At 40.2% G+C, this 26328-nt stretch carries 21 protein-coding genes; 3 read left to right on the plus strand and 18 right to left on the minus strand.

All coding sequences use genetic code 11. The features are described 5' to 3' along the window. Nucleotides 1–39: 39 nt before the first annotated feature. On the minus strand, nt 40–1575 hold the full coding sequence (locus DWX43_RS04385; protein WP_182440617.1) for a glucosyltransferase domain-containing protein: 1536 nt from the start codon (nt 1573–1575) through the stop codon (nt 40–42). 145 nt (nt 1576–1720) lie between these two features. On the opposite strand from DWX43_RS04385, the gene DWX43_RS04390 reads away from it, so the two are divergent. Further along, nucleotides 1721–2701, plus strand: a complete 981-nt coding sequence (locus DWX43_RS04390; protein ID WP_118619034.1) for a glycosyltransferase family 2 protein — start codon at nt 1721–1723, stop codon at nt 2699–2701. Nucleotides 2702–2759: 58 nt separating this feature from the next. Here DWX43_RS04390 and DWX43_RS04395 read toward each other — a convergent pair whose 3' ends face one another. Then, the gene (locus tag DWX43_RS04395; protein ID WP_118619036.1) at nt 2760–5471 is read right to left on the minus strand and encodes an alpha-L-rhamnosidase; all 2712 of its coding nucleotides are present in this window, start codon (nt 5469–5471) and stop codon (nt 2760–2762) included. Between the two features lie 18 nt (nt 5472–5489). After that, nucleotides 5490–6836 (minus strand): MFS transporter, encoded by a 1347-nt coding sequence (locus DWX43_RS04400; RefSeq protein WP_118619038.1) that lies wholly within the window; start codon nt 6834–6836, stop codon nt 5490–5492. Nucleotides 6837–7001: 165 nt separating this feature from the next. Between DWX43_RS04400 and DWX43_RS04405 the strand changes: the two genes are divergently transcribed. Then, nucleotides 7002–8075, plus strand: coding sequence for an AraC family transcriptional regulator (locus tag DWX43_RS04405; RefSeq protein WP_118619040.1), 1074 nt, complete (start codon nt 7002–7004; stop codon nt 8073–8075). Nucleotides 8076–8149: 74 nt separating this feature from the next. Here the strand turns inward: DWX43_RS04405 and DWX43_RS04410 are convergent, their stop codons facing one another. From DWX43_RS04410 to DWX43_RS04445, 8 genes are all read right to left on the minus strand, one after another. Next, complete coding sequence (locus DWX43_RS04410; protein ID WP_118619042.1) at nt 8150–10603, minus strand: glycosyltransferase family 2 protein; 2454 nt, start codon at nt 10601–10603, stop codon at nt 8150–8152. A gap of 9 nt (nt 10604–10612) precedes the next feature. Continuing rightward, nucleotides 10613–11215 (minus strand): hypothetical protein, encoded by a 603-nt coding sequence (locus DWX43_RS04415; RefSeq protein ID WP_118619044.1) that lies wholly within the window; start codon nt 11213–11215, stop codon nt 10613–10615. A 17-nt stretch (nt 11216–11232) separates the two neighbouring features. Beyond that, nucleotides 11233–11967, minus strand: coding sequence for an ABC transporter ATP-binding protein (locus DWX43_RS04420; RefSeq protein WP_118619046.1), 735 nt, complete (start codon nt 11965–11967; stop codon nt 11233–11235). A 10-nt stretch (nt 11968–11977) separates the two neighbouring features. Beyond that, nucleotides 11978–12754, minus strand: coding sequence for an ABC transporter permease (locus DWX43_RS04425; protein ID WP_109729428.1), 777 nt, complete (start codon nt 12752–12754; stop codon nt 11978–11980). Between the two features lie 93 nt (nt 12755–12847). Then, nucleotides 12848–14770 (minus strand): hypothetical protein, encoded by a 1923-nt coding sequence (locus DWX43_RS04430; RefSeq protein ID WP_118619048.1) that lies wholly within the window; start codon nt 14768–14770, stop codon nt 12848–12850. Nucleotides 14771–14778: 8 nt separating this feature from the next. Further along, nucleotides 14779–15129 (minus strand): DUF2304 domain-containing protein, encoded by a 351-nt coding sequence (locus tag DWX43_RS04435; RefSeq protein ID WP_109729430.1) that lies wholly within the window; start codon nt 15127–15129, stop codon nt 14779–14781. 3 nt (nt 15130–15132) lie between these two features. Next, on the minus strand, nt 15133–15825 hold the full coding sequence (locus tag DWX43_RS04440; RefSeq protein ID WP_118619050.1) for a glycosyltransferase family 2 protein: 693 nt from the start codon (nt 15823–15825) through the stop codon (nt 15133–15135). Nucleotide 15826: 1 nt separating this feature from the next. After that, entirely contained in the window at nt 15827–16978 is a 1152-nt protein-coding gene (locus tag DWX43_RS04445) for a glycosyltransferase family 4 protein (protein WP_182440618.1), read from the minus strand. Nucleotides 16979–17250: 272 nt separating this feature from the next. On the opposite strand from DWX43_RS04445, the gene DWX43_RS04450 reads away from it, so the two are divergent. Beyond that, entirely contained in the window at nt 17251–18393 is a 1143-nt protein-coding gene (locus tag DWX43_RS04450; protein WP_118619054.1) for a CDP-glycerol glycerophosphotransferase family protein, read from the plus strand. Between the two features lie 89 nt (nt 18394–18482). On the opposite strand, the gene DWX43_RS04455 is transcribed toward DWX43_RS04450, so the two are convergent. Genes DWX43_RS04455 through DWX43_RS04485 form a run of 7 tightly spaced genes read right to left on the minus strand, consistent with a single transcriptional unit; the run spans nt 18483 to nt 26314 of the window. Then, entirely contained in the window at nt 18483–19505 is a 1023-nt protein-coding gene (locus DWX43_RS04455) for an acyltransferase (protein ID WP_118619056.1), read from the minus strand. Nucleotides 19506–19528: 23 nt separating this feature from the next. Beyond that, entirely contained in the window at nt 19529–20575 is a 1047-nt protein-coding gene (locus DWX43_RS04460; RefSeq protein WP_118619058.1) for a glycosyltransferase, read from the minus strand. A gap of 19 nt (nt 20576–20594) precedes the next feature. Beyond that, nucleotides 20595–21665: a glycosyltransferase gene (locus DWX43_RS04465; protein ID WP_118619060.1), complete on the minus strand. Its 1071-nt coding sequence runs from the start codon at nt 21663–21665 to the stop codon at nt 20595–20597. Between the two features lie 11 nt (nt 21666–21676). Beyond that, a complete protein-coding gene (locus DWX43_RS04470) occupies nt 21677–22765 on the minus strand; it encodes an NAD-dependent epimerase/dehydratase family protein (protein WP_118619062.1) in 1089 nt (362 codons plus the stop codon). A 13-nt stretch (nt 22766–22778) separates the two neighbouring features. Beyond that, entirely contained in the window at nt 22779–23648 is an 870-nt protein-coding gene (locus DWX43_RS04475; protein ID WP_118619064.1) for a glycosyltransferase, read from the minus strand. Between the two features lie 8 nt (nt 23649–23656). Continuing rightward, the gene (locus DWX43_RS04480) at nt 23657–24841 is read right to left on the minus strand and encodes a nucleotide sugar dehydrogenase (protein WP_118619066.1); all 1185 of its coding nucleotides are present in this window, start codon (nt 24839–24841) and stop codon (nt 23657–23659) included. Nucleotides 24842–24868: 27 nt separating this feature from the next. Continuing rightward, nucleotides 24869–26314 carry a flippase gene (locus DWX43_RS04485; RefSeq protein ID WP_182440619.1) on the minus strand — a complete coding sequence of 482 codons (1446 nt, stop codon included), beginning with the start codon at nt 26312–26314 and terminating at the stop codon, nt 24869–24871. Nucleotides 26315–26328 lie beyond the last annotated feature (14 nt).

A 26328-nucleotide genomic window follows, 5' to 3' on the forward strand; every position in this document is an offset into this window, starting at 1 on the left:
AACACAATATACGGCAGGAACCGTGGTCCCTGTTCACCTTCATTTTCTCTCCACCTGATTAATTGTATACCACTTTTCACTCGGTTCAGAAAAGAATACAATGATGGACTCTTCTGTCTCTGTAATGCTTCCCTCCTGCGGCCAGATATTCATCCTGCTTTTTAGTTCCAAGGCTGACTGAATGACAGATGGTTCCGGTGCTGTTACGCGGTAGCCTTCTGTCTTCATAAAATTGCACATCCTTGCAATATTACCGTCATCCCATGCAAATACAGAACTTCCAACAGTATCCGAAACAGGCAGGCCCACTTCATCCATATCTTCCATTCCTAAAAAGACAACGGGTTTGCTGTGATAATCATATCCAAGTTTTTTGATATCATACATAACCTGATTTGCTACGGTTCTGTCATGTTCATATGCGACATTTGCAGAATAAAACAGCATATTCATATTCTTTGCATTTAAAAACAGCAGATACGCCGCGGCTGCAATACCGGCCTTTTTTAAGTTTTCCCGCTTTATACATATAAGCATCATATATAATTCTGCTGCCCCTGCAAGGGACAGTCCCAGAAGTACACGGCCGTGGGTCTTATAAGTTCCTAATGCCAGAAACAATGCGAACGGGGCTGCTGTAAGGACAAAAGCATAGAATAGAACTCCTGCCTTTCTTGCAGTGCCCTTTTCTTTTACCAGTTGCCATATAACGAAGATAAGGAAGGCAAGTGTGACAATTCTGATCACTTCACCTCCATATATCGTTTCCCCGGCAACCGGCACTGCAAATGATACTCTTGCAATATTGGCAACAGCCATAAACAGAGCCTTTAATATCCCGCCTTCCTCAAACCAGCCGACATAGTTATCCGTCAGATAACTGGAGGTCCCGACAGCTTTCATTAATATGATATGTACACCATAGTAAATCCCTATCCCAAGAAGGCAGAGCAACGCCCAGGAGCAGATACGGTATACCAGATGGTCTTCCTTCTCCAGATATGCCTTGAAACAATATACGGCCACTGCCGTGATATAGACACAGATATATGCCTGATATACGGCAAACGCATAGACTAAAAACAAAAGCGCAGCCACCCACACCCTTTTTCCCCCGCCTTGCGCTGCCCGGACACTATATAGAAATGCAGCAGCCACACTCAGCATCCCCAGCGCGATCTGGAAGCTGAACATGGAAAACGAGAACATCTCCCCCAGTACAAACGGCAGTGAACACAAGTATGCCTGAAAGAAAAACAACGGGACTTTCTTCACCTTGTCTCCAAACAGAGTATAGCTGAACAGAACCCCCGCCGCATTCCATGACAGGATAGCCAGTATGTCCCACATAACCGGGGCATAACGCCCCTGGTCCATAGAAAGGAAATTAAAAATATCAATACCCCACCGTCCCTGGACTAGCCACATGGCAAACGGCTTTTCAATCTGGATCCATGTTTCCTCATCAATCGAGATCCCCGGTTTAACCAGCATGTAACAAAAACAAAGCAGCGAAAACAGACATGCTGATAAAAATACTTTTTTATAATTTTTTATGTACTCTTTTATATTCATCTTTTTCTCCTGCGTTTCCTTAAGAACTTGGTGCATTATACCATATTGGGCACCGCAATTCAAGATAACCCCGAGTCTGTAATTGCATACCACCCCGTTCTCTGATATAATAAGCAGATATTATAGAAACCGAGGATATACACTCATGGAAGTTACTATCGTTATTCCGAATTATAATGGAAAGCATTTTATGAAGCCTTGTCTGGATTCTTTAGCCTGCCAGACATTCACTGATTTTAAGGTTTTGGTTGTTGATAACGCCTCTACTGACGGCAGTCCTGACTATATGAAAGAACATTATCCGGATGTAGAGGTCATAGCCCTGGACAAAAATTACGGGTTCAGCAGGGCTGTCAATGAAGGAATCCGCCATGCGGACACCCCATATGTCATCCTGCTGAATAATGACACCACTGTTGATGCCCATTACGTAGGGGAATTGGTGAGGGCCATCCGGCGCTCACCCCGCATCTTTTCGGTCAGCAGTAAGATGGTACAGATGTACCACCCGGATCTGATCGACAGCGCCGGGGACCTGTATACCCTGATCGGCTGGGGAATCTGCCGGGGGAGCGGGCGCCCGGTCACAAACTACACCGAACCGTCCGTAATCTTTACCGCCTGCGCCGGTGCTGCCATCTACAGGAGGTCCGTATTTGATAAGATCGGCTATTTTGACGAAAACCACTTTGCCTATCTGGAAGATATCGATATCGGCTACCGTGCCAGGATTTACGGCTACCGTAATATTTATTCCCCGACAGCACTTGTTTATCATGTTGGAAGCGGGACAAGCGGCTCCAAGTATAATTCCTTCAAAGTAAAATTATCCGCCCGCAACAGTGTCTGGCTGAATTACAAAAACATGCCGTTTTTACAGCTGTTGCTTAACATTCTGCCTCTGGCGGCCGGTTATTGTATCAAATACCTCTTTTTCTTAAAGACAGGGTTTGGGAAAGATTACCGGGAAGGAATTTCAGAAGGTCTTCAGACATTAAAAAAGCAGAAAAAGGTTCCTTTCCGTTTTCTGCATCTGCCGAACTACTTTATGATAGAACTGGAATTGATCATAAATACATTCTCCTATGCCAGAGACTGGTTTACGCGAAAGCTTTTCAGAAAATAAGAAGGACATCCCCGTAAGAATCAGGAATACAAAATTCTGATTCTTACAGGGATGTTTTTTAGTTCACTACAGTTTCATATATATACTTCCCGCTTCCGACGGTCTGTGTTTCCATTCCCGGCAGTGCGATCTCTGCCGTAGTATTTACAGGGACCTCAACTTTTACCTCTGCCCGGTTCTGATTCAATTTCCAATGGATCATTGCCTTTCCGTAGGGCGTAATTTCCGATACCCCCGCAGATTCCAGCCCGCACTTCAGGTCAGGCGCAAATCTGATTTTTTTGTATCCGGGTTCCAGAGCCTGTAATCCGCCGATTTCACGGTACAGCCATTCTCCAATACATCCAAAAGCGTAGTGGTTATAACTATAGGTACTTACCGTACCATCCTCCAGCACGGCGCCCCAGCTTTCCCACATAGTCGTTGCCCCATGCTCTACTTCATAGAGCCAGCTCGGACATTTCTTCTGGTATAATAATTTGTATGCATAATCCCGGCAGCCATTTTCACACAATACATCCATCAGGAATAATACACTCAGGAATCCGGTATCAAGACAATTGCCATTTTTCTCAATCAATTCACATAAATGTAAAACCATTTTGGGTCGGAGTTCATCAGTAACCAGTCCATTCTTAAGAGCTATGACATAAATGCCTTGAAGATCTGGTTCAATAAGTCCCTCTGCGCTTACATATTCTTCAATAAATGCCTCTCTGATTTTTTCATATAAATCCTGATAATATGCAGCATCTTCTTTCTTTCCGAGAGCCTCTGCAACTGCTTTCATACTCCGCGCACTAAATGCATAATATGCCGGTGCTACAATGTCTTTTGTTGCAAATGCTGTATCCATCATTGCACCACCATCCGGGTTTCCGAGTACCATACTCGGCACAAGCCAGTCACCAAAATGAAAATCTGTGTTCCAAAGATACTTGCTTCTTTCCTGCCGTGTTTTGTCCCATGCAGCATAATCATCCGGATGATGATTTTGTGTCCTGTCATAAATATAATTCATCCACTTTATCATCGCTTCATAGTTCTGTTCCAGAATCTTTGTATCTCCATAAGCCCGGTAAACTGCAAGCGGCACGATAATGACCGCATCTCCCCAGCCACAGCTTGTATCTGTACCGAATAATTTGTTGACCCCCTGATACGCCTTCATATATGGCACAACATCCGGCACTGCTCCATTCGGGAGCTGGTCTGCCCTTACACTCTGCATCCAGCGCGTAAGAAATGCATTACTTTCTCTATTAAAGCACATCGTAGGGGCAAATGCCATGATATCCCCTGTCCATCCTGCCCTTTCCCTCTGCGGGCAATCCGTAGGAATGGACAGTGTGTTCGAAATCTGGCTCCAGACGATGTTCTTCTGCAGCTGGTTCAGCTGTGGATCAGAAGTCTCGAAGCTTCCAATCTCATCCATATAACTGGACAGCGCATATACCCTGAAATCCTTCAGCTCAGGTTCTCCCGGCCACCCGGTAATTTTCACATAACGGAAACCGTGGTAGGTAAATGCCGGTGTATGAGTCTGTGTCCCCTCTTTTGTAATATATATGTCTGTCTGGTCTTTGTTTGCGCCAAGAATATTATTATAAAAATTTCCTTCTTTATCCAATACTTCTGAATGTTCAAACTTAATAAGTCTGCCTGCCTCAGCTGTTACGGTCCACTCGATTTTTCCCGCAAGTACCTGTCCCACATCAAGTACCGTTTCACCGGCTGGTGTATGAATTATCTGTAAAGGCCGTAATTCTCTGACTACCCTGACAGGTTCCCCATACTGACCAAATAAATTATCAAATGAATATTCGGCCTTATTTAACGATTTCCATTCTTTATCATCATAGTCGGGGAACTCCCATCCGGACAGTTCTTTCGTCGCATCATACTTTTCACCCACAAAGATGTCTGAGAATATTAAAGGCCCTGTAGCCGATACCCCATTTTTCCCGGTAAATATTTCTTTTGTTCCATCTGTATATAGAATCTCTGTCTGAATCAACAGGCCCAGTTTATTACCATACTGGCAGCTGTCACCGGTTGCCCCGATGCGGCCGCACCACCATCCGTCGGCAATTCTGATGCCGATCACATTCCTTCCCTTTGTCAGGTTAGAAGTGATATCATAAGTCTGATATTGTAAAAATTTCTGATATGCTGTATTATCCGGGGCGAATTCCCGCTCATCAGCCAGATACCCATTCACCTGCAGTTTATATACACCATGAGTCGTCATATAGATTCTTGCACTTTCAACCTGTTTTCCTACTGTGAAAGGAATGCGAATGTACTGAACTGGCTGAAATTCCTTATAATCACGATTCGGATCAGAATGCTGGCCGATTTCGAAGTCCATCTCTCCATCAAAGTCAGCACTGGATTCTGTTGGTACCTGAACCGGCTCATACCATGATGCTTTCCATTTTTCATTCAAAAATCCTGTCTCAAAATAAGTTTTGTTTTCTGCGTAATTATTTATAGAATCCCATACTTTAATTTTTACTTCATATCTAGTTTTAGGTTTTGCTTCAAAACCTTCTGCTATAATTTCAATGCTCCGCTGTGATACACATTTTCCAGTGTCACAGACGACCACACTGTCTACAGTACTGATGATAATCTGATATGCCTGCTGCATCACATTACTATCAATGTTATTTTCTAACTTCCAGCAGAATCTGGGACATGTACTGTCAATTCCTACCGGCTGGTTCATATGCTCTACTGTTATTTGGTGAATCCTTAAATTTCCCATGTCAGTCTCCCTTTCTGTTTATGAATTCTGTTCTTTTCTTTTCATCTGCAGATAATTCACCTGCTCTATCAGTTTCTCTTTTGACAGAGGATAGGCAAAGCCAAAAATTAGAATGCCGATGAGTGAGAAGACTGCCGGGAACAGACCAAGGCAAAGAACGATGACTGTATTTACACTGTCAGGCTGTACCTGCAGGCTCGCATCAAACCCTGCTGCTGCCAGAATATAACCTGGGATAGCTCCCCCGACACCCATTGCAAATTTAGTAATAAAACTAGATAAAGAAGCAATCGCCCCTTCCATTCTCTTTCCTGTTTCTACTTCAACATAATCTGTATTATCCGCCTGGATGCCATACATAAGCGGCATACAGATCCCCTGTCCTGCCCCGATCAAAAGTGCGGCCACAATCAGCAGCGGGATGCTTGTTACATTCAGCATACGAACAACAGGAAGTACTCCGAATGTTAACAGTCCGATAATATACAGTTTCTTTTTCCCTATAGATTCAATTAATTTCCCTGTAAGGAGCATCGCCGGGAAAATCGCTGCCGTCTGCACCAGCGAAACTACACTGAACATTGTAAAATTCCCCAGTATGTAAGTGAAATAATATGTATTTACTGTGTTTATAATTGTAAAGCCAGTCATATAAAGCAATGAAGACAAAAATGTTGCCCAGATTGGCTTATAAGTAATCACTTTGAATAAGTCTGTTACCTTATAGCCTTTGCCCGGTTTTGGTTTTACCCTCTCCTTTAGCCCTAATGCACCACCTATCGATAAGACAACTACCAATACGACTACAATTAAAATCAATCTCACATACCCTGCCCTGTTAGAAGTATCGCCCAAAATCAGCGGCGCTGCAGTACTGATTGCCAATACCCCGAGCATATAAAATGTACCTTTGATAGAACTTAATGCATTTCTTTCTTTCATATCTGTCGTCATAACAGGGAGCATACTGTTTAATGAGATATCCATAACAGGAAACAATACGCCCAACAGCAAATAAGAAATATAAGCAATAACCAGTTTACCTGACGGTGCCATCATTGGTCCGAACCATAATAATAGAAAGTTCAACGAGCAAAGAATTGTACCAACAATCAGAGGCGGCCTAAAATGCCCGTATTTCGTATTTGGTAAATGGTCAATTACAAAACCAACGAACGGGTCATTCAAACCGTCCAATACACGTGCGACTAAAAATAACGTAGCACAGGCCGCCGGATTCATTCCGCACACATTAGTATAGAAGATTAGCAGGAAGCTGCTCGCTAAAGTGGTAATTGGAATATTCCCAAGATTTACAGCCACATAAGAAATCTTTTCTTTAAGTGTTACTTTGTCCTGATTCATATTTTCTTCTCCATTTCTTTTTTTGATATTAAGAGAATAACAAATAGTTTATACGGAAACGAGATTATTTGCAGACAAGCGGGGCTACTTTTCGGACATTATAAATGTTTTCACTTTACGCCCTTTTATGCCTTTGCTATACTTTCCATAAAGGGGGACGGACTTATGATAAGCTTAAAATCAGAAACAATATATGAACTCTCAGATACGCTTTTAAAAGAAGAGGAATATAATAAAAAAATCTATAAACTCTATAATGACTGCGACTGGTCACTGCCTATGGAAGTAGAAGAGTTTGAAAAGATAATTACGCAGGAGGACTCTCCGTACGCACATGACAAAGTCTGGTCTGTAGCACATCCAAACAACGATATTTTATCTGATAATATTCTGGATTATTACCAGACAGATATTTATGCAATGATTCCGCCAAATTATCTGCCTCTGCTTTCACACAGCCATACTTTTTTTGAACTTGTATATATAGCCGAAGGTTCTTGTATCAATTATTCTGGAAATCAAAAATTAGAGCTTCAAAAAGGAGATCTACTGATCCTTGCCCCCAATACGCGTCATGCGATTTCCGCTTTTTCAGACGAATGCAGGATTATCAATGTCATGATCCGCAGCATGACCTTTACAGATACTTTTTTTCATGACTTTGATCAGGAAGATATCTTATATTCCTTCTTTCATAATGTACTCTTCCAGTATAAAACAAACACATATATCCTTTTTCGGACAAAGAATGATAGTATCATACAAAGTGTCATGTTTAGCCTTATGGAGGAAAAATCCCCATACCACAGATATCATGATAAAACTAAGACAGCCTCCCTGTCCCTTATTTTCTCAAGACTGATTGATCTGCATGCGGTCAGTGCCGTTGTGTACGGGGATGATACAAGCGACAAGGTTCATGCAATTGCTATGATACTAAATTACATGCAGCAGCATTACCAGCATTTGACTATCACAGAGTTATCCGGCTTTTTTGGCTATAGCGAACGGCATATGTCCCGGGTCTTGAAAAAATTTACAGGGAAAAATTTTCGTGAGAACTTAACCTGTATTAAAATGCGCTATGCTGCGGTTTACCTGAAAGACAGAAATAATTCAGTTGACCAGATATCGGATTATTTGGGCTATTCCACAGCTTATAGCTTCAGGGAAAGTTTCAAGAGGGCTTACAAGTGTACGCCTCAGGAGTATCGGGAGGGAACATTTACAGCAAATTAATGATTCTGAGAAGCAAACTAGAAATAAGGACGGCATAACTCGCCATCCGAATCATGCCGTCCTTATTTTTAATTCTACCGCATATGCACGTTAATGCTAAAATCGTTCTTATCCAATGTCAGGTTCGGACTATAGTATGGATCTCCTTTTTCCAGAAAGTCGGCCCATCTTTTCGAAAACAGTTCGATCTCTGAGTTAAATCTCCTCACTTTTTCATCCGTATCCTCATATCCTCTGGACTTGGATTCATAATGCTTTAATTCTGCATAAGGAGTATAGACGATCAGATATCCAGCCTTTCGTATCTTCAGGCAAAAATCAACGTCATTAAATGCTACAGCAAATTTCTCATCAAAACCGCCAACTTCTTCAAATACCTTCCGTTTCACCAACATACAGGCAGCTGTTACAGCGCTGTAATCCTGTGCAGTCACGATTCTTCTGAAATATCCCGGATCATCCTGATCATATCCGACAAATGCGTGACCGGCAATACCACCAAGCCCTACTATGACACCTGCATGCTGTATGGTATTGTCTTCATAGTACAGCCTTGCTCCCACTGCCCCGACATCCTCACGCATACAATATCCCATCATTTCTTCTATACAATCTTCCACCAGAATCTCCGTATCATTATTTAAGAAAAGGATATAGTCACCGTTTGCATGTTCTACGCCAAAGTTATTGATCAGCGGATAGTTAAAACCTTCTTTATCCCATTTAACGACCTTTGCCTTCGGGTACTTACTTTCCAGTTTCTCGTAATATACAAATGTCTCTGGATCCGTGCTGTTGTTTTCAACAATAATGTACTCAATATTCGTATATTTGTTTTTTTCTTCCAATGAACGAATACATTTATCCAGATCCTCCGTATGATCTTTATTAGGTATCACTACGGAAACAAGGGGGGAGTCTTTCAAAATATACCTGGTGCGGTACAGCCCGTCATATGGCGTCATCTTCACTTCTGCCTGTATTCCGGTTCTGTCATAATGAGCCTGAATCGCCTTCGCTCCGGCTCTGAATGCATACTTCTTACTTTCCGGATTCTCGGCCGTTGAATTCTTATGCGCGCGCCAGTGATATAAGATCTTTGGTATATGCCGGATGTTGTCTGTCTGCTCTACACAACGTAATACAAAATCATAATCCTGTGCCCCGTCAAACTCATGATTCAGCATACCTGCCTTCTCATATATCTCCCGTTTTACTATAAACAGATGGCAAATATAATTTGCACTCCTAAGCATGTCGATATTGAAGTCTGTCTTAAAATGTGGCATGAAATGTTCTTTTCCCTTCATGTCCACTTTGTCTTCGTCTGTATATAGAATTTCTATATTTTGATCCTTATTCAATTCAGATACACATTCATACAGTGCATTTGGGGCCAGCAGGTCATCATGATCCGCAAATGCAATATAGTCACCTGTGGAAATCTCCAGTGCTGCATTTGTATTATCTGAAATATGAAGGGATTTGTTATGATAAACCACCTTAATTCGCTTATCCTCTTTTTCATAAGTCTTCAGTAAATTCTTAATTGGTGAATCACTCCCGCTGCCGTCTGAAAGACATAATTCCCAATTGGAATATGTCTGCTCTTTTACAGATTCTATCATCTCTTTGAGATAGTTTTCAGGTGTCTTGTATAATGGGACAACAATAGAAATCTTTGGCATATAGGAGAATTTTTTTCTCCTCTGCTCTGCTAGAGCCGCTTTTGAAGGAGTCTGTGCCTTATACCATTCTCTGTAACTGATATTATCACGCTTTGTAATCTTCCCAAGAATCTTCTTAATTGTAGACCCTGCCCCATATTGATGGTAATAGCCTTTTGCCTTTTCAAATCCCTTCTTAAGCCCGGCCCCCTTTTTCTCTAAGGCTGACATACGCAGTGGCATAACATAATCTGTCTTCTTTGAGTCTGACTGAAGATGTACTCTTACTTTCTTGGGCACTTCACCTTTATAAGATGCAGTAAATCCTACGACATCTTCCTCTTCGACTTCTGGATAGAGCCGAAGTACATCACTGCGTCTTTTAGAAACCATTGTAACTGGATATTGCTTCCCATCCATGTCATAAAAACCAATCTTTACATGATCCGTGTCAATGTACCAGCCAGAAATGCTAAACCCACTTTCTGTAACGATTCCTTTGTCAATGTACTTCGGGAGCTTTCCTTCAATCCTCTTCAGCCGATCAATTGTGAGCATACAGGAAACATCTCTTTTGGTGCCATAGTCATTAATAACCCGCAATTTTTTCGCTGCTTTCCAGTCCTTTGGAAGATCCACCCAAAGATAATACTGCTTCGTTATGAGCTTTCCATCTTTGCTGCGCAGTTCGCTCATAAACATATCCCTTTCTTCTATATCAACCCGCAGCCTTTTTTTATCCAACAGTACATATAATTTATTATCATTCTTCAGATTATTCCAGAACCACCCCATAATCAGTAGTTTATTTTTATGTTTCGCATGAAATCTACATGCAGTGACTGCAAATCTGTTCTTCATTTTAACTCCTTACTTAAATAATTTATACAGTACCTTTATAAATCCAGTGACAAATGCTACAAATCCCAACAATACAATAAATGTCTCCAGATCAAATCTATGACTTAACGTTCTAGCCACCAAAGTCCCCTGACTCTTTTGATCCTTTATGAACAAAGTATCCTGCCTGTTTTCTGCCGGGTCCACATAAAAACTAATTCCATTGTTTTCATCGGTACCGGTTGCTTTCAGAATAATCGTATATTCTCTTCCCTTTGTACCGCTTATACGTTGAAATTTATACTTATTGAACTTATTGTTTTTTATTTCCGTTCCCTGTATTGTACCACCTATAATCTCATTCGTCCCATTATCCTGCACAGCATATTCCAAAGCAACATTTTCCGCGCTGCCAACGATGGTCGATTTCAGATTGATACCATCCAGTATTTCTTCTTCACAAACAAATGTCTGGGTAATGAGTTCTCCCTCCAGCAGTACCCCCGTACTTACATAATCCTCAGATGGAGTATTCGTGTCATACAAATACCTGTTCTTATCAATATGTGCGTATAAAAAAACCAATACTGTAATTACGACAAATAAAACGGCCATTTTTATCTTTTTCTTCATTTTACGTGTTCCTTTACTTATGATTCCGCATAAATTTTACAAATTTCCTCAGCATCCCCAAACATTTTCAAATGACCTCTTTCAAGCCATACTATCCTGTTGCATATACTCAGCACCTGTTCCAGACTATGAGATACAAATAAAATCGTAGTGCCGTGATCCCGCATCTTTTGAATGCGGTCCGCACATTTTTCCTGAAAACGGAAATCACCAACTGATAATACCTCATCCACAATCAGGATATCCGGTGTCCCGATGGTTGCTATTGCAAATGCAAGCCTGGATACCATACCAGATGAGAAATTCTTAACGGGAACATCCATAAATTCAGCAAGCTCAGAAAATGCTACAATATCATCATACTGCTCTTCCATCTGAGAACGTCTGTATCCAAGAAGCGCACCATTCAGGAATACATTTTCTCTCGCTGTTAAATCCATATCAAATCCGGCACCAAGTTCAATCAATGGAGCAATATTCCCATTCACTGACACTTCCCCCTCCGTAGGCTTGAGAACACCGGCGATTGTCTTGAGCATTGTACTCTTCCCACTACCATTCAAACCAATCAGGCCGAGAGACTCTCCTTTCTTTACTTCAAAAGAAACGTCCTTCAGAGCCCAGAACTCATCGTAACTAACCTGTCTTTTAATACTCTTAATCACATATTCTTTGAAACTGTCAAATTTTTCTGAAGACAGATTGAATTTCATAGATACATGTTCGGCTTTTACAATTGTATCATTTTCCATATCACAGCTCCTATAAATTTAAAATAAACTCATCCTGATTCTTATAAAACACATAAACGCCCAGTAAAAGCGCTGCTGCTACTTCTGCCAGTCCAATCAAAAATGATGACAGAGACGGCAGTGTATTTCCCATCATAAGATCACGGAACATAATCAGATAGTTGGTCAGCGGATTGATCATTACAATGATTTTGATTTTCTCCGGCAGGATGGACATCGGATAGATGACAGGTGTCAGGTACATCAGGCCAGTTGTAAATACAGAATACAGATGTATAATGTCCCTGAACTTAACAGTTAACGCCGCCAGTATCAGTCCAACCCCCAGAGAAAAACCTACCACCATCATAAGAGGTATGACAGATAAAAATGCAGTATAATGCAGTTCTGCACGTGTTGCCACCATAACAAGTAAAAGAGCCGTGAACGATGCCAACAGATTTATAAAACTAGATACAACTCTTGATAATACAAACAAATATTTCGGGACATACACTTTCTTAATCAGCGATGCGCTGCTGATGATTGATGACATCGAACTGGTTGTCGAATCATTAAAGAAGTTAAATATAACCTGTCCGCTCAATACATACAATGGAAAATTTTCCACATCAAACTTAAAAATGTTCGAAAAAACAATAGACAGAATGATCATCATACACAGTGGATTCAATAAAGTCCACAATACCCCAAGTACGGACCGCCTGTACTTTATCTTTATATCTCTCGCCACCAGCTCTGACAGCAATGGCTGAAATTTCAAAAAATTCTTAATATAACCTGACACAATAATCCTCCCTGCCCATCGACAAAATATCCTGATATAGTATAGCATTGCAGTTTGAAAATAGCAAGGATAAAGGCAATATCCGGGGCGGTGCTATCTATACCATATATAATACGGCCCCTCCTCTATTTCCGAGTACAATACATATCCCATGTCTTCCAGCCATTCTGTACACGCCTCATTCTGGCTGACAATGCAGTTCACACCAGCCGCATCTGCCTGCTCCTTAAATGCTTCACTGCTCTCCTCGTTTGGATCCGACGAAAACTGCATATATTTCTCCTGCTCAAATGATGCTGCCGGAGAACCGTTATTAACCGGAAAACGTTCCACCGCAGAAACCGAAACAATATCCGGGGCATAGGTCCTGATCATAACTGAAAGACCATGCATGGCTCCATTCGGGTAAACCCAGTTTGGCGTTACCACATACAATTTCTCTCCTGACTCCTTTGTCAGTTTTTCCAGTTCTTCTCCCAATTTTATTGTAGATTCAGGCATAAAATATTTATTACCCAATATTACTTTAATGCTATTTTTCACATCGGTTTCCGCTACCGGATCTCCGGGCACAAGTGTATCTCCGGTTTTATTAAACCCGTAAGGAATTCCTGCCATAAGAATCATTCCAATAACAAGATATCCAGCCTTAATGAATCTTTCTTTTGCCTTCAGCTTAAAAAAAACCACACACAAATATATGGAGCTCAGGATGATAAGCGTATATATCCACGTTGTCCATGCCCGCCCGGAAACAAAGCGATATACAGATGCCTGTTCAAAAATATCATTCACTTGCGGGATTATCATGCATGCCGCAATCAGTATAATAACCCCGTTTATTTTGTTTATCACCCGTTCTTTTAACAGGAAACTGCCGAGGAAGATAACCAGACTGACAACCACCACAGGGGAATGCAGGCTTTGCCGAACATCTGCATATAGTGTCTCCTGACATCCTGCCGAGCCCGGCAGAATAAAGCCAGCCACACAATAAAGCAGCAGTACAGCCACTGCAAAAACTTTTTCTTTTTTTCCATAGTTCATCAAAAGGCTTACAATAAAATAAGAAATCGCAGTAACGATGAGAACCGGCAAAACAATCGTAGTTTTTGAAATCATGACAAGAGAGATTGCCGCAACACTTAGGATCATCTTTAAATTGATCCTGCAAACTTCTGTAAAATAGAACAGCAATAGGATAATCCCAAGCATTTTGGGCATAGTTGCGCCCAAAAACATTCCTGTATTGAAATGAAAGGTGTCACGGAGCGGTAGTATATTGTATGAAAACAGAAAAATATAGTACATTCCAAATAACAGTGTAATCAATACTGGAAATTGAATAAGTGAGGATTTTATCTTCACGTTTAATTTCTTTAATATATTTTCCGCGAAGCCTTTTACAACATTTAGAAATAGGAAGTAATAAAAGACTGACTGGAAAAGTCTTAAAAAAAGTGCGGGATTTACTCCCAGCAGCTTCACATAAACGGATGCCTCCAATTCCCATGTATTTAGAAGGTAAGAATCAAAACCGCTTTTTCCTACCCCTACCGCATAATTCGTTGCATAACCAGTTGTTGTATATGGAAGAGTGGCTACTTTAGTAATATAATAACCGTCATCCAAATGATTCCCAAGCCAGAACCCTCTAAAATAAAAAAACAGCATTACTGTAAAAGCTGCCAGTATCACATAGAGAATCCAATTTTCTCTTATATAAAGCCCTAATTTAATATGAAATAATTCTGCATCCTTTTTTTTACGGACGTATATAATATATCCGCACAATACCACCCATATTACAGCCATACAGCCTGCAAATACAATCCAGGGAAGGTTTAAAAACTGTACAATAAGCCCACAGACAGCAACAGGAAAGCTATAAACCAGATATCCGGTTGTCAGAAAATGTGACTCACTTTTCTTCTCTCCCGCAGCTGCTTTTCCCAATAGTACTAAAAATACAGTGAATAACATCCAAAATATAAAACAAACGATATATTCTTTCATAGCATTTTCTATTCCTTCTCAGCATCCTTATCAATCTTACGGTCTATTGCAATCTGCTGTGCAAGCGCATCCACTTTGTTTTCTAATTGTGATATCTGTATTGTCATGAAAAACATCTTGACAATCAGCACAAAAATAATCACAAGAAATACCATGCTGATTGGAGACTGGAATCCGATCAGGCCGGATATTCTGTAAAAGACCTTAGGAAATATCCCCATCAAAACAAGAAGCGTTGAGAAGGCTATCCAAAATATGGTATACTCAATTTTAAGTTTCGACTGACGAATTCTTTTCAGCATAAAAACGAGCATCAATATTGCACTGATAATCAATAGTATTCTAATTAAAAAAGTCATAATCTAACCTCTTTTCCTAAAATTCTGCACGAACAGAATAGAAATCAACATCTTCAGCATATACTTCGCAGATCCCGTCAAATTCAAATAACTCTCTCCGAATTGTCTTTCTTCCATTTTTACCTGAACCTCTGAAATCTTCGCTCCGTTCTTCAGAAGATAGGAAACCGTATCCGGTTCCGGCCCATAATTCAGATTCTGTGCAAACTCTTTTATCATTGGGCGTGAGAACATTCTCATACCTGAAGTTGGATCTGAAACCCTCACTTTTGTTGTCATTTTAATAGCAACTGTCAGGATCTTGCTGCCGGCCATCCGCAAACTTTTCCCCTTCTTCTGATTTAAAAAGCGAGATCCAATCACAATATCATATCCTTCTTTTATTCGATCCAACATAGCCTTGATAAACTCAGGCCTATGCTGTCCATCAGCATCAAACTGTATTGCATACTGGTAGCCCTTCACATAAGCATATTTAAGTCCCGCCTGAAATGCACCTGCCAGTCCCAGATTGGTAGGCAAATCTAAAAGCTCATATCCCTTTTCCCTGCAGATTTCTGCTGTTCTGTCTTTAGAACCATCGTTTACAACGACATAATCATACTCTGAATAATTATTTGTAATATAAGTCACTACACTTTCTATATTCTCTTCCTCATTGTACGCAGGTATCACGATCAACAATTCATTCTGCATCTTAAATCCCTTTCTTTGCTTTTGTTATTTCTTCCACCTCTCTGGCACGGTCATCCCAGGTAAATCTATCTAATACTTTATTATAACTCTTTTCCACTGCACCCAGCCTCATCTTTGGATCTCCCAGAACCTTGTCGATAGAAGATTTCAAAACATCAGCGCTCTGTCCCTTCGGAATTATGGTACCATATTCCAGACTTGTTATCAGCTCTTTTGACCCTCCGGCCGTTGTCGTTATAATATAACATTTACAAATCGCCGCCTCGAGAACAGATGTTGGAAATCCTTCTGGATAATCTGTTGGGAGGCAAAAAATCATGGCTTCCTTCATGAGCTTTAATACATCCTCATGCTTCAGCCTCCCAAGATATAAGCAGTGACTATTCTCAGCTTTTGAAAGTTTCTCGTACAAATCTCCATCACCCGCAACAACCAGATACAGGTCAGGATACTTGTCCTCCAATTTTGAAACTGCTTCTACTAATTTTTCAATCCCCTTTTCTTTTAACAATCTTCCCGCATATAAAATGATCTGTGCTTTGTTTGGAATATTATATTGTTCATAAATATTTTGCGGTTCCATTTTGCAGACGGATTCTTCTACTGAATTATATAAGATACCCTCCGTCGTAATTCCAAAATGCAGCAGCCAGTCATTGCAGGCCTGTGACACTCCCATAAAACTGCATTGTGAACGCTTTATGATCGATGTCATGATATGTTCGTATAGTTCAAACCCCTTGTTCACGATTCCCTTCCCGAAGTCAAGATGGGCCGTTGAGTGATCTAATAAAATGCAGGGTATCCTTTTCTTTGCTGCGTATTTTGCACCAAACAGTGATAAGGGGTAATATCTCGTCTGTACAATCACTAAGTCAAACTGGCATTTTATGATATATTTATAAAAACTGCGAAAATGACTGTTGTAATTTATAAGAGGCAGTCTCCCATTACAAGTCTGAAAACTAGGAAGCTTAATCAGCCTGATTCCTTCTTCCATTACCTTCTCAACTTTTTTCCCTTCTCCGCAAGTAATAACAGTGACAAAATCCCCTCTCTTTACCAAAGCCTTTGCGAGACATTTTGTATATATTTCAACACCGCCCAGTTTAGGCAGGTAATTCGCTGTAAAAAAACAATATTTTCTGGACATGCTACATTCCTTTCCTGACTCAGACATATAGATCAGACATGGTTTATCTTATCATTTGTGGTCGATTTTTTCTACCCCTTTTTGTAATTACCGCTTAAATGTGTCTTTTTAAAAACACAATTGCCATGAAATAATTTCTCAAATATTTGAGAATTCCTTTGAACATATGGTATGATAGGCGTATAATTTTATCGTTACTTAAGCCTCACTGAAACCACGAAGGGCACGACAATACACTATAATTCAGATACCGTTCAGAAAGGAAATCATAAATGTCCGATTATTTACAAACTATTATGGCACGTATGCTGCGCCATCTTCTTAAAATACTTTCCGTTGGCAGGCAGCACGCAAAAAGGGTGGTTTTCTTCAGCTACTTTGGTTCGCAGTATTCCTGCAACCCCAAATACATCTGTGAATACATGCTGGAGTATGCTCCTGATTATGAAATCGTATGGGCTTTTGTACAGCCTGAAAAATTCTTATTTTTGGAGGAAAAAGGGATTAAAGTTACAAAGTACCTTTCCCTTCCCTTTTTAAGAATCTGCCTGACTTCCAGATATATTATTACAAACTCTGAGATACCAGCATGGTTCCCGCTCACCGGAAAACAGACGCTGATCAACACATGGCATGGCGGAGGCGCTTACAAAAAAGTCGGTGCCGCCTACCAGAAGGAAACTTCCGGCAAGCAGAAACGGGCCGCAATAGCACGTAAAAATCCCTGCATCTATCTCTCAAGTTCAAAAGCCTTCACCGAAATGACCCTGAAAGAAAGCTTTCAACATACCGGAAAAGTTCTCGCCTTCGGCATGCCGAGAAATGATATGCTTGTACGGCAGGACCGTGATGACCTGTACATGAAAATCAAAGATTTCTATCATATTCCTGCTGAAAACCACATCCTTTTATATGCCCCGACTTACCGGGATTCAAAAAAGGCTTCCGAATATCTGTTTGACTGTCCAAAAGTAAAACAGGCCTTGAGCAGGCGCTTCGGGGGTAGCTGGTCAGTCCTTTACCGGATGCATTATTTTGTCATGAACCAGCTTCCGGAATCTGACGATTATATCGACGCATCCGGATATCCTGACATGCAGGAATTGTTATATGCTTCTGATGTCCTGATTACAGATTATTCCTCCTCCATGTGGGACTTTTCTCTAAAGAAGGGACCGTGCTTCCTTTTTGCAACAGATCTGGACCACTATGACCTTTCCAGGGGATTCTACACGGATATCCATACATGGCCTTTCCCCCTCTCAGAGAATACCGAGGAACTGACTGCAGCCATAGAACATTTTGATGAAAGTCAGTATCTGGCTGATATCCAAAAACATCTTGACGGTCTGGGAAATCAGGAATCCGGAAAGTCAGCGGAAAAGGTTTTTGAATATTTACAAAGTAATCAATAACATGAATGGGGAGCGCAGCAAAATGCCGTGCTCCCCGTAATTTCTTTAAAAATAATATTCTTACATGAAATAATCTCCATGCAAGTATCTTACTTTGATCCCAATTTTATTTTATCAATCAATTTATGAGCAAGCATACTGAGGACGATGCTCAGAGCAATCGTTATACAGGGTATTACAATAGAATACAAAGGGGATGAAACCTTACCATCTTCTTGTATATAATATTCATAAACAGACCTCAAAAATATATGGATCAAATATAATTCCAATGAGCAGGCTCCAAACTTGCTCAAAAGACGATTGAGCCAGCCACAATCCAACAGCCATAGGATCACCGCTGACAGAAGGCAGCAAATGAATCCGATTGGCAGATATGCCGTTCTAAATATGCCAGGAATACTTACCATACGGCTTATTACAATTACAATGGCAATGGTTCCGATCACTGCGGCTGCACTCCCCAGAAACTCCATCCTGCTGAACTTGTGCCCCTCCATCACCCAGACAGCCAAAAGACTTCCAAGAATAAAACTGCTGATACGCCAAAACGCAATCTCTGTTAAAGCAAAGTAGGATGGATTCACCGCATAAATTAATAGCGGCAAAATCAAACTCAAAGCCATCAGTGCAGCCTTCTTATAAGCTTCTTTCCCCTTCAGGAATCCTTTGAAAATAAAAGGATAGACTGCATACAAAATAAGTATCAGAGCTATGTACCATACCTTTCGGTCCCCACTTTTCCAAAAAGCAATAAGACTGTAGTCTAAAAAGAATTTAACAATATCTCTTTTCACCCAGATATCCTGCCAGATCCAATAAGGAAGAGAGATTATCAAATACGGAACCAACACACGTAATGCTCTTTTAGAATAAAATTCTTTTATATTTTCATTTTTCGTCATAGAAAAGAATAAGCCAATTCCTGACACAAGCAGGAACATTTCTACTCCGGTCATCCCCCGTTTAGTTATAAAACTAACAAGAGGTATTGAATGAAATAATTCGGACCAATGAAAGAGCATAATCCAGATTATTGCAATACCCATAATCTGGCTTCTGTATGAACTCAGTATTTTCCAACTCAATTCACTTCGTTGTTTAATTTTCATAAATACTTCCTCTGTTTATGTGCTTATTTATGAATCAGCTTATATAACTTATTCACCCAAAATAAGCACCGTACTTTTTTTCTCTTTATCAATGTCCAGAATACTTTTGTCTGAAACGGTACACCACTCATATCAATTCTGGAGAATGCATCTGCATAAATTTCGTTGCTAATCATTTCTTCCAATTCCTGACGTTTCTCCTTCCGGGACTTTGGATTATTCTCATGAAAGCAGTCATTCTCCATAGCAGTTACTAAGAGGGATGCACACTTTCTGTAATATGCCTGATAAAAATAATCTGGTTTCTGATATTCTTTGATAAATCTTAATATATGTTTCAAAATCCGGGTCAGATATATGATTGCTCCATCTGTATACTTGTGTACTGCCGAGGCATCGTTCAGTCGGTAATGATATAGGTACGCATCAATATAAAGTACTCTATCTGCCCTCTCAAATGCATAAAGATTGAATATCGTATCCTGACCCCTTCTCAATTCCGGCTCATACTTGAGCTGATTATCAATGAGCCACTGCCTTCTATATCCTTTGCACCATGTAGTTCCAAACGTTGCAAACTCCGGTATAAAATCAGCAGCCTTCCTGTAAATACTCTGCAGCTGCAGCTGTTCCTTTTCTTTCCCTTCAAAAATCTTCCTTTTACAATTCCAGAAAGGATTCTTTTTTTCTTCTTTCTGACTATTTAAAAAAGAAGCAAAGACACATATCTGAATGTCCCTGTTCTGGTCAAACTCCTCTTTCAGTGTTCTGCACATATGAGGTTCGACCCAGTCATCTGCATCCACAAATGTTATAATTGGAGCTGAAGCATGCAGAATTCCATTATTCCTTGCCACCGAAACCCCCGCATTTAACTGCGTCAGGTATAGAATACGCGATTCCTTTTTAGCATAATCCCGGCAGAGTTCTTTACATTCTTCTGTTGTCCCGTCATCCACGATTATAATCTGAATATCTTCAAGGCTCTGATTCCTCAGGCTTTCTATACATTTACGCAGATATTCCTTATCCACCCGGTAAACCGGGATCACAACACTAACCTGTGCCATATTTTTCCCCTTTGTAACCTTATGATTTCCTTTTTAATAAACTCCGCAGTGCCCTTTCCAACTTCACATCAGCAAACAGGACACCATACATATGTGCTTTTAATAACATGAGGCGCAGACGGGTAACAGAAATCCGCATTCCGGTTAATTTCATCTGTTTTATAGATGTTGCATATGGTTCTTCTGAAACCATATGTTTAAACTGCTTTAATCTGGTTCTCTCATCAGTCAGATTATTCTGTGGATGGAGATAATACTTTCCAATCAAAAACCATGCTATATATGCTGTCCGCATGTAATAAGTATTCCTGTATCTCGGGTTATCCTTTATTTTTGGTTCCATCAGATAATATTTTTTTAATATTCTGTTAGAAGTATCCACATTTTCCGGGAAAAATGTATGGGTAGTAGATTCAGAATGCAGCCTGTAATGATACATCGGGCGATTTAGATAAGCAAAGGACTTAATATGCATATGATATGAATAGTTAAACAGCTTATCTTCTCCCTGCTTCAGCGTATTGTCAAATAGCAGATGATTATCTATAATGATATCTCTACGATACAGATGACATGTTGTACTTTCCAGGGTCTGTATCCTGATTTCACCCTTTTTAACGGAAATTGTGCGTAAAAAATTAAGGTTTATCTCCTCTAAAAGAACCGGATCCTTTACTATAAGATCCTTTCCGTAATTCTTTCTTATGATTTCACGGCCTGGGGGATTTAAATATGTATTCCAGACCATCATATCGACCTGCTCCCTGTCTGCAATCTGGACCGCTTTTTCAAAAGCGTCTTTTTCAATCCAGTCATCCGGATCAACGAATGCGATCCAATAACCGGACGCTGCCTGAATTCCATTGTTTCTCACATTAGATAATCCCTGGTTTTCCTGATGAATCACCTTGATTCTTTCGTCTTTCCCCGCATAACTATCACAGATTTCCCCACAATTATCAGGTGATCCGTCATCAATGAGAATGAACTCCAGATTTTTATAAGTCTGCTCCAACAGGCTTTCCATACATTCATGCAGATACTCTTCTGCGATCTTATATATAGGTACAATAACACTTATCTTATTCATACTTCATACCTCTATTTATCTTTTGGCATATCATAGATCATTCTCTGATATGCCTCAATCATATCTACTTCCGGACTCCAACCCAGCGCCCTCATCTTTTCACCACTCAGCCTCATCTTCACAGCAGGAGCATAACCGTAGGTCAGTGCCGATTCCGGAATATCAAATTTTACACTGATATTTCCGTCACATATTTCTTCCGCCACCAGTCTGGCCATCTCTCTGATCTGCATGTGGGAATTTTCATTCACAATATTGTATGGTTCCCCATTATTACCACTGTAACCCAATATAAGAAGAGCTTTTAAGACATCCCTGATATAACAGTAGTTTCCCTCGGATGTGCCTTCGGTATGGAGTATGATATCTTCTCTATTGATAGCACTTCTGGCAAACTGAACATAAACCCTGTTGTCACTCTCTAAAATTCCAGCACCAAATGTCTGTGCAAGCCGTGCCGATCTCACTGGCACCCCGTACTCGGCGGCAAATGCCGTACAAAGGCACTCACATACTCTCTTTCCTTCTGAATAACTGCTTCTGACATTTTCTATATCGATATATCCCAGATCTTTTTCCGTCACTTCTTTTAAAGATACATCTGGTATACCATATACTTCCATTGACGAAACATAAACCATCCCTTTCACATGCTTCTCTCTTGCCAGTTCCAGCATATGAAGGGTACCCTGATACGAAGTCTCCAGTGTACACACCGGATGTTCCACCATCATTTTTGATGCAGTTACGCTTACCATATGAAAAATATAATCAATCCGGCCCTCGTAACAGACTGGCTTTGTAATATCATCAATGTATATCTCCAATTCTGTTCTTTTTAAAAGATCCCCGAAAAGTTTTGAAGCTTTATTTTCATCTCTTACAGCGGCCACAATATGGATATCCAGATGCTTTTTACGGTTCCCGCACAAAAAACATCTGACCAGAGATGAACCAATCAACCCTGTTGCGCCGGTAATAAACACCGTACTCCCCTGATACTTCTCAAACGAAATATCACTTTCCATAATAAGTTCAAGATCCTCCTGCTGCATGGATCCCTCACTGCATTCTCCTTTTAATTCAAAATGCTGCTTCATATCTCTGCTCCTTCTAGTGTTTTTCATATTCGCTGTAAACATCTAATAAAATATTCAAAGACTTGATATGGTTGTCTAACTCAAAGAGGGCTTTCTGCTTTTCCGTCTTCCTAAACTGATCGGTTGCAGCATCCTCTTCATGGAACACGGTAATCTCAGGCTGGTAAACAGTAACCATATTGTTCTCCAGCATATGTTTATAAAGAATTGCTTCTTCCCGGAAAAGGAACGTCCTATCATCCAGACCGTCAAAACGCTCGGTATATTTTTCTGAGAACACGAGAAAACAGCCATGAAGCTGAACGTTCTTACACCCCTGAATATAATTTTTAGCAGCCCTTTTTCTTTCTGTTCCTTTCAAAAGCTGTAATATCTTATTTCTCATTCCCATTAGATGGTATTTATACAGAAATTGCCTGCGCTTATAAATCTGAATATCTTTTATGATTGCATCCTTTGTCATAGGTGTCGTCCTGATCGGATTAATGTCACACCTTCCATCTGCTGTCATTATAAGCGGACCCGATACCGCAAATCCACTTTTCTTAAATTCTGCGTCAAGTTTGTGTAACAGTTCCTTTTCCAACAGATAGACATCATTATTCAAGAGCACTATATATCTCGGATTCCAACGCTTTTTCGCATATAAGAAACCGACATTATTTCCTTTCGCAAATCCCAGATTTTCTGCGTTGAGAATAACGGTTATTCCCGCCTGCCGGCTATAATAATCCTTAAGCACCGCACCACTTCCGTTGGCTGAGGCATTATCAACGATTATAATCTGATAACTCTCTGTATCTATATTCTCAGTTATATAATCCACACATTTTCTGGTTTCATCAATTGCCAGATAATGCAATATCACGAATACTATATCCATGTCTGCTCCTAATCCCGGTAAAAGATATCTCTTGTATATACTTTTTCTTTCACACTATCCAGTATCTTATCATATCGGTTTGCGATAATGACATCGGCTGTTTCCTTGAATTTTTCCAGATCCTGAATGACCTCAGAATGATAAAATTCCTTTTCCTTAATTGTGGGTTCATATACAACTACCCGTATACCTTCCCCTTTAAGCCGTTTCATAACCCCCTGGATGGAAGACTGCCTGAAGTTATCTGAATCAGCTTTCATTGTAAGTCTGTAAACCCCCACAGTGTGTGGATTTCTCTTCATGATCTGTGAAGCAATAAAATCTTTTCTTGTACGGTTTGCCTCCACTATAGCCCCCATAATATCATTCGGTACATCATTATAATTAGCAAGGAGCTGTTTTGTATCTTTTGGGAGACAATAGCCGCCATATCCAAATGAAGGATTATTGTAATGATTGCCAATACGCGGATCAAGACCTATTCCTTCGATAATCTGCCTTGTATCAAGCCCCTTCGATTCTGCATATGTATCCAGCTCATTAAAATATGCAACTCTCAGGGCAAGGTACGTATTTGCAAAAAGTTTGACTGCCTCTGCTTCCGTTGTATCTGTAATGAGCACCGGTATCTCTTCCTTGATTGCGCCTTCCTTTAAGAGTCCTGCGAATTCTTTCGCTTTTTCATGAAGCAGCACATTTCCTTTTGGAGCTCCCACTACAATTCGTGAAGGATACAGATTATCATACAAAGCACGCCCTTCCCTTAAAAATTCAGGAGAGAACAGGAAATTATGCTCCCCATATTTCTCAATTAGCTTACTGGTATAACCGACAGGAACTGTTGATTTTATTACGATAGTAGTCTCTGGATTCTCTTCTAGTACCTGCGTGATCACAGCCTCTACTGAAGAAGTGTCAAAATAATTTTTTTCAGGGTCATAATTCGTAGGGGTTGCAATGATAATATAGTCAGCACTTTTCAGTGCCTCTTTGAGGTCTGTTCCAGCATTCAGGTTCAGCTGTCTGTGTTCCAGATAATCTTCTATCTCGATATCCTGAATCGGGGACTTCCGCCTGTTAACGAGCTCAACCCTTGTTTCTGAAATATCATATGCAAAAACCTTATGATGCTGAGACAATAATACTGCATTTGAAAGACCTACATAACCAATTCCGGCAACTATAATATTCATTTTTTACCTCCTCATTTGCAAAAAAAACTATCTTCTTTTTAATTTACTGAATAATTTATTTTTGTATTCATTTATATATGGATCCCTTATAAGCAGCAGGATCAAAAAATAGCCGCACAAACAAACTGCCATAGTGACGATGAGACGGACAATCTGATCCTGAAACAACCTGTTAACGCCCCACCTAGCGGCGAAAAACCAGATACTGGCCCCCAGATAAACCGGTAACCTTGTATAGAGGGATTTCATTCCCATTATATTTCCGGCATGTTTTGTTAAAACCAGAAATACCACCGTCTCTGACAGCAGTGTTGCTATAGATGCCCCTGTAACACCTGCGAGTGGTATCAATACAGCATTTGCAACCAGATTAAAAAACGCCCCCGATGAAGTAGAGATCAATACTTCTTTATCTTTCTTGTAAGGCGTACATATCTGATACGCGAGCACTCTGTTAATCGCACCCACAATGACCTTCGCAGACAAAATTTTTGCCGCCAGTGTACCAGCCAGAAATTCTTTTCCACTAAATAATAGAATTAAAATATCACTAGTGCATATCATACCAATTGATGCCGGCACAGATATCATGAGAAGGACATCCATCGAGGATTTCAACAGTTTTTCATATTCCTTTTTCAATCCATTCCCGATATAATAAGAAACCCTCGGCAGTATCGTTGAGGATATCGTTCCAATCAGGGTACTAACCACTGAATTTATCTTAACCGCCGCTGTATAAATACCAACAGCAGAGTCCCCTTTCATCGCCCCAAGCATAGTCGTATCCATTGTCATATATATACTGGATGCCAGACTTGTACCAAAAATCAGAATAATTGGTTTTAAGTGCTTTTTATACTCCAGAACCTGCCTATTTCTCCAGTCGACAAACTTTCTTGAATGCCACAGATTCAGAATAGCCGAACCACCTGAAGAAATCACCGTCAGCGCGGCATACCAGTAATAATCATCTTTACTCCTGACAAGCATGAAGAGCAGTATCAATGATACGAATTGAAATAAAACAGCCCGCTTCGTAATATATGCATATTCTTCCTTTATAATGAAAAGCCACTCCATACCTATTGTAGTAAAAACGATGCCTGCGCTGGAGATAACCATCAGCGTCTTATATCCATGAAGGATAGGAAGCTTTAGAAATATAATCAGTAAAGAATAAGAAATTATTGTTGTAAATAAATTAATATTGAGAATTTCTCTTGAAAACTTATTGAATTTCTCTCTATCATCCCGGATACGGGCGCCTTCCCTCACTGCATAAGTACTGATCCCCAGCGAAGCAAGCAGGGCAAAATAAGATATAATTGAACTGGCATAGCTTACCTTTCCTATACCGGCGGATCCAAGAATTCTAGATGCATAAGGAAATGTTATTAAAGGGAACAAAACGCTCATCAGCGTTTTAATCCCGTTGGCTATTAAATTAAATGTAATTGATTTCTGACGCATACTCTTCTTCTCCA

The organism is Clostridium sp. AF19-22AC, from assembly GCF_003479085.1.
GTDB lineage: Bacteria > Bacillota > Clostridia > Lachnospirales > Lachnospiraceae > Faecalicatena_A > Faecalicatena_A orotica.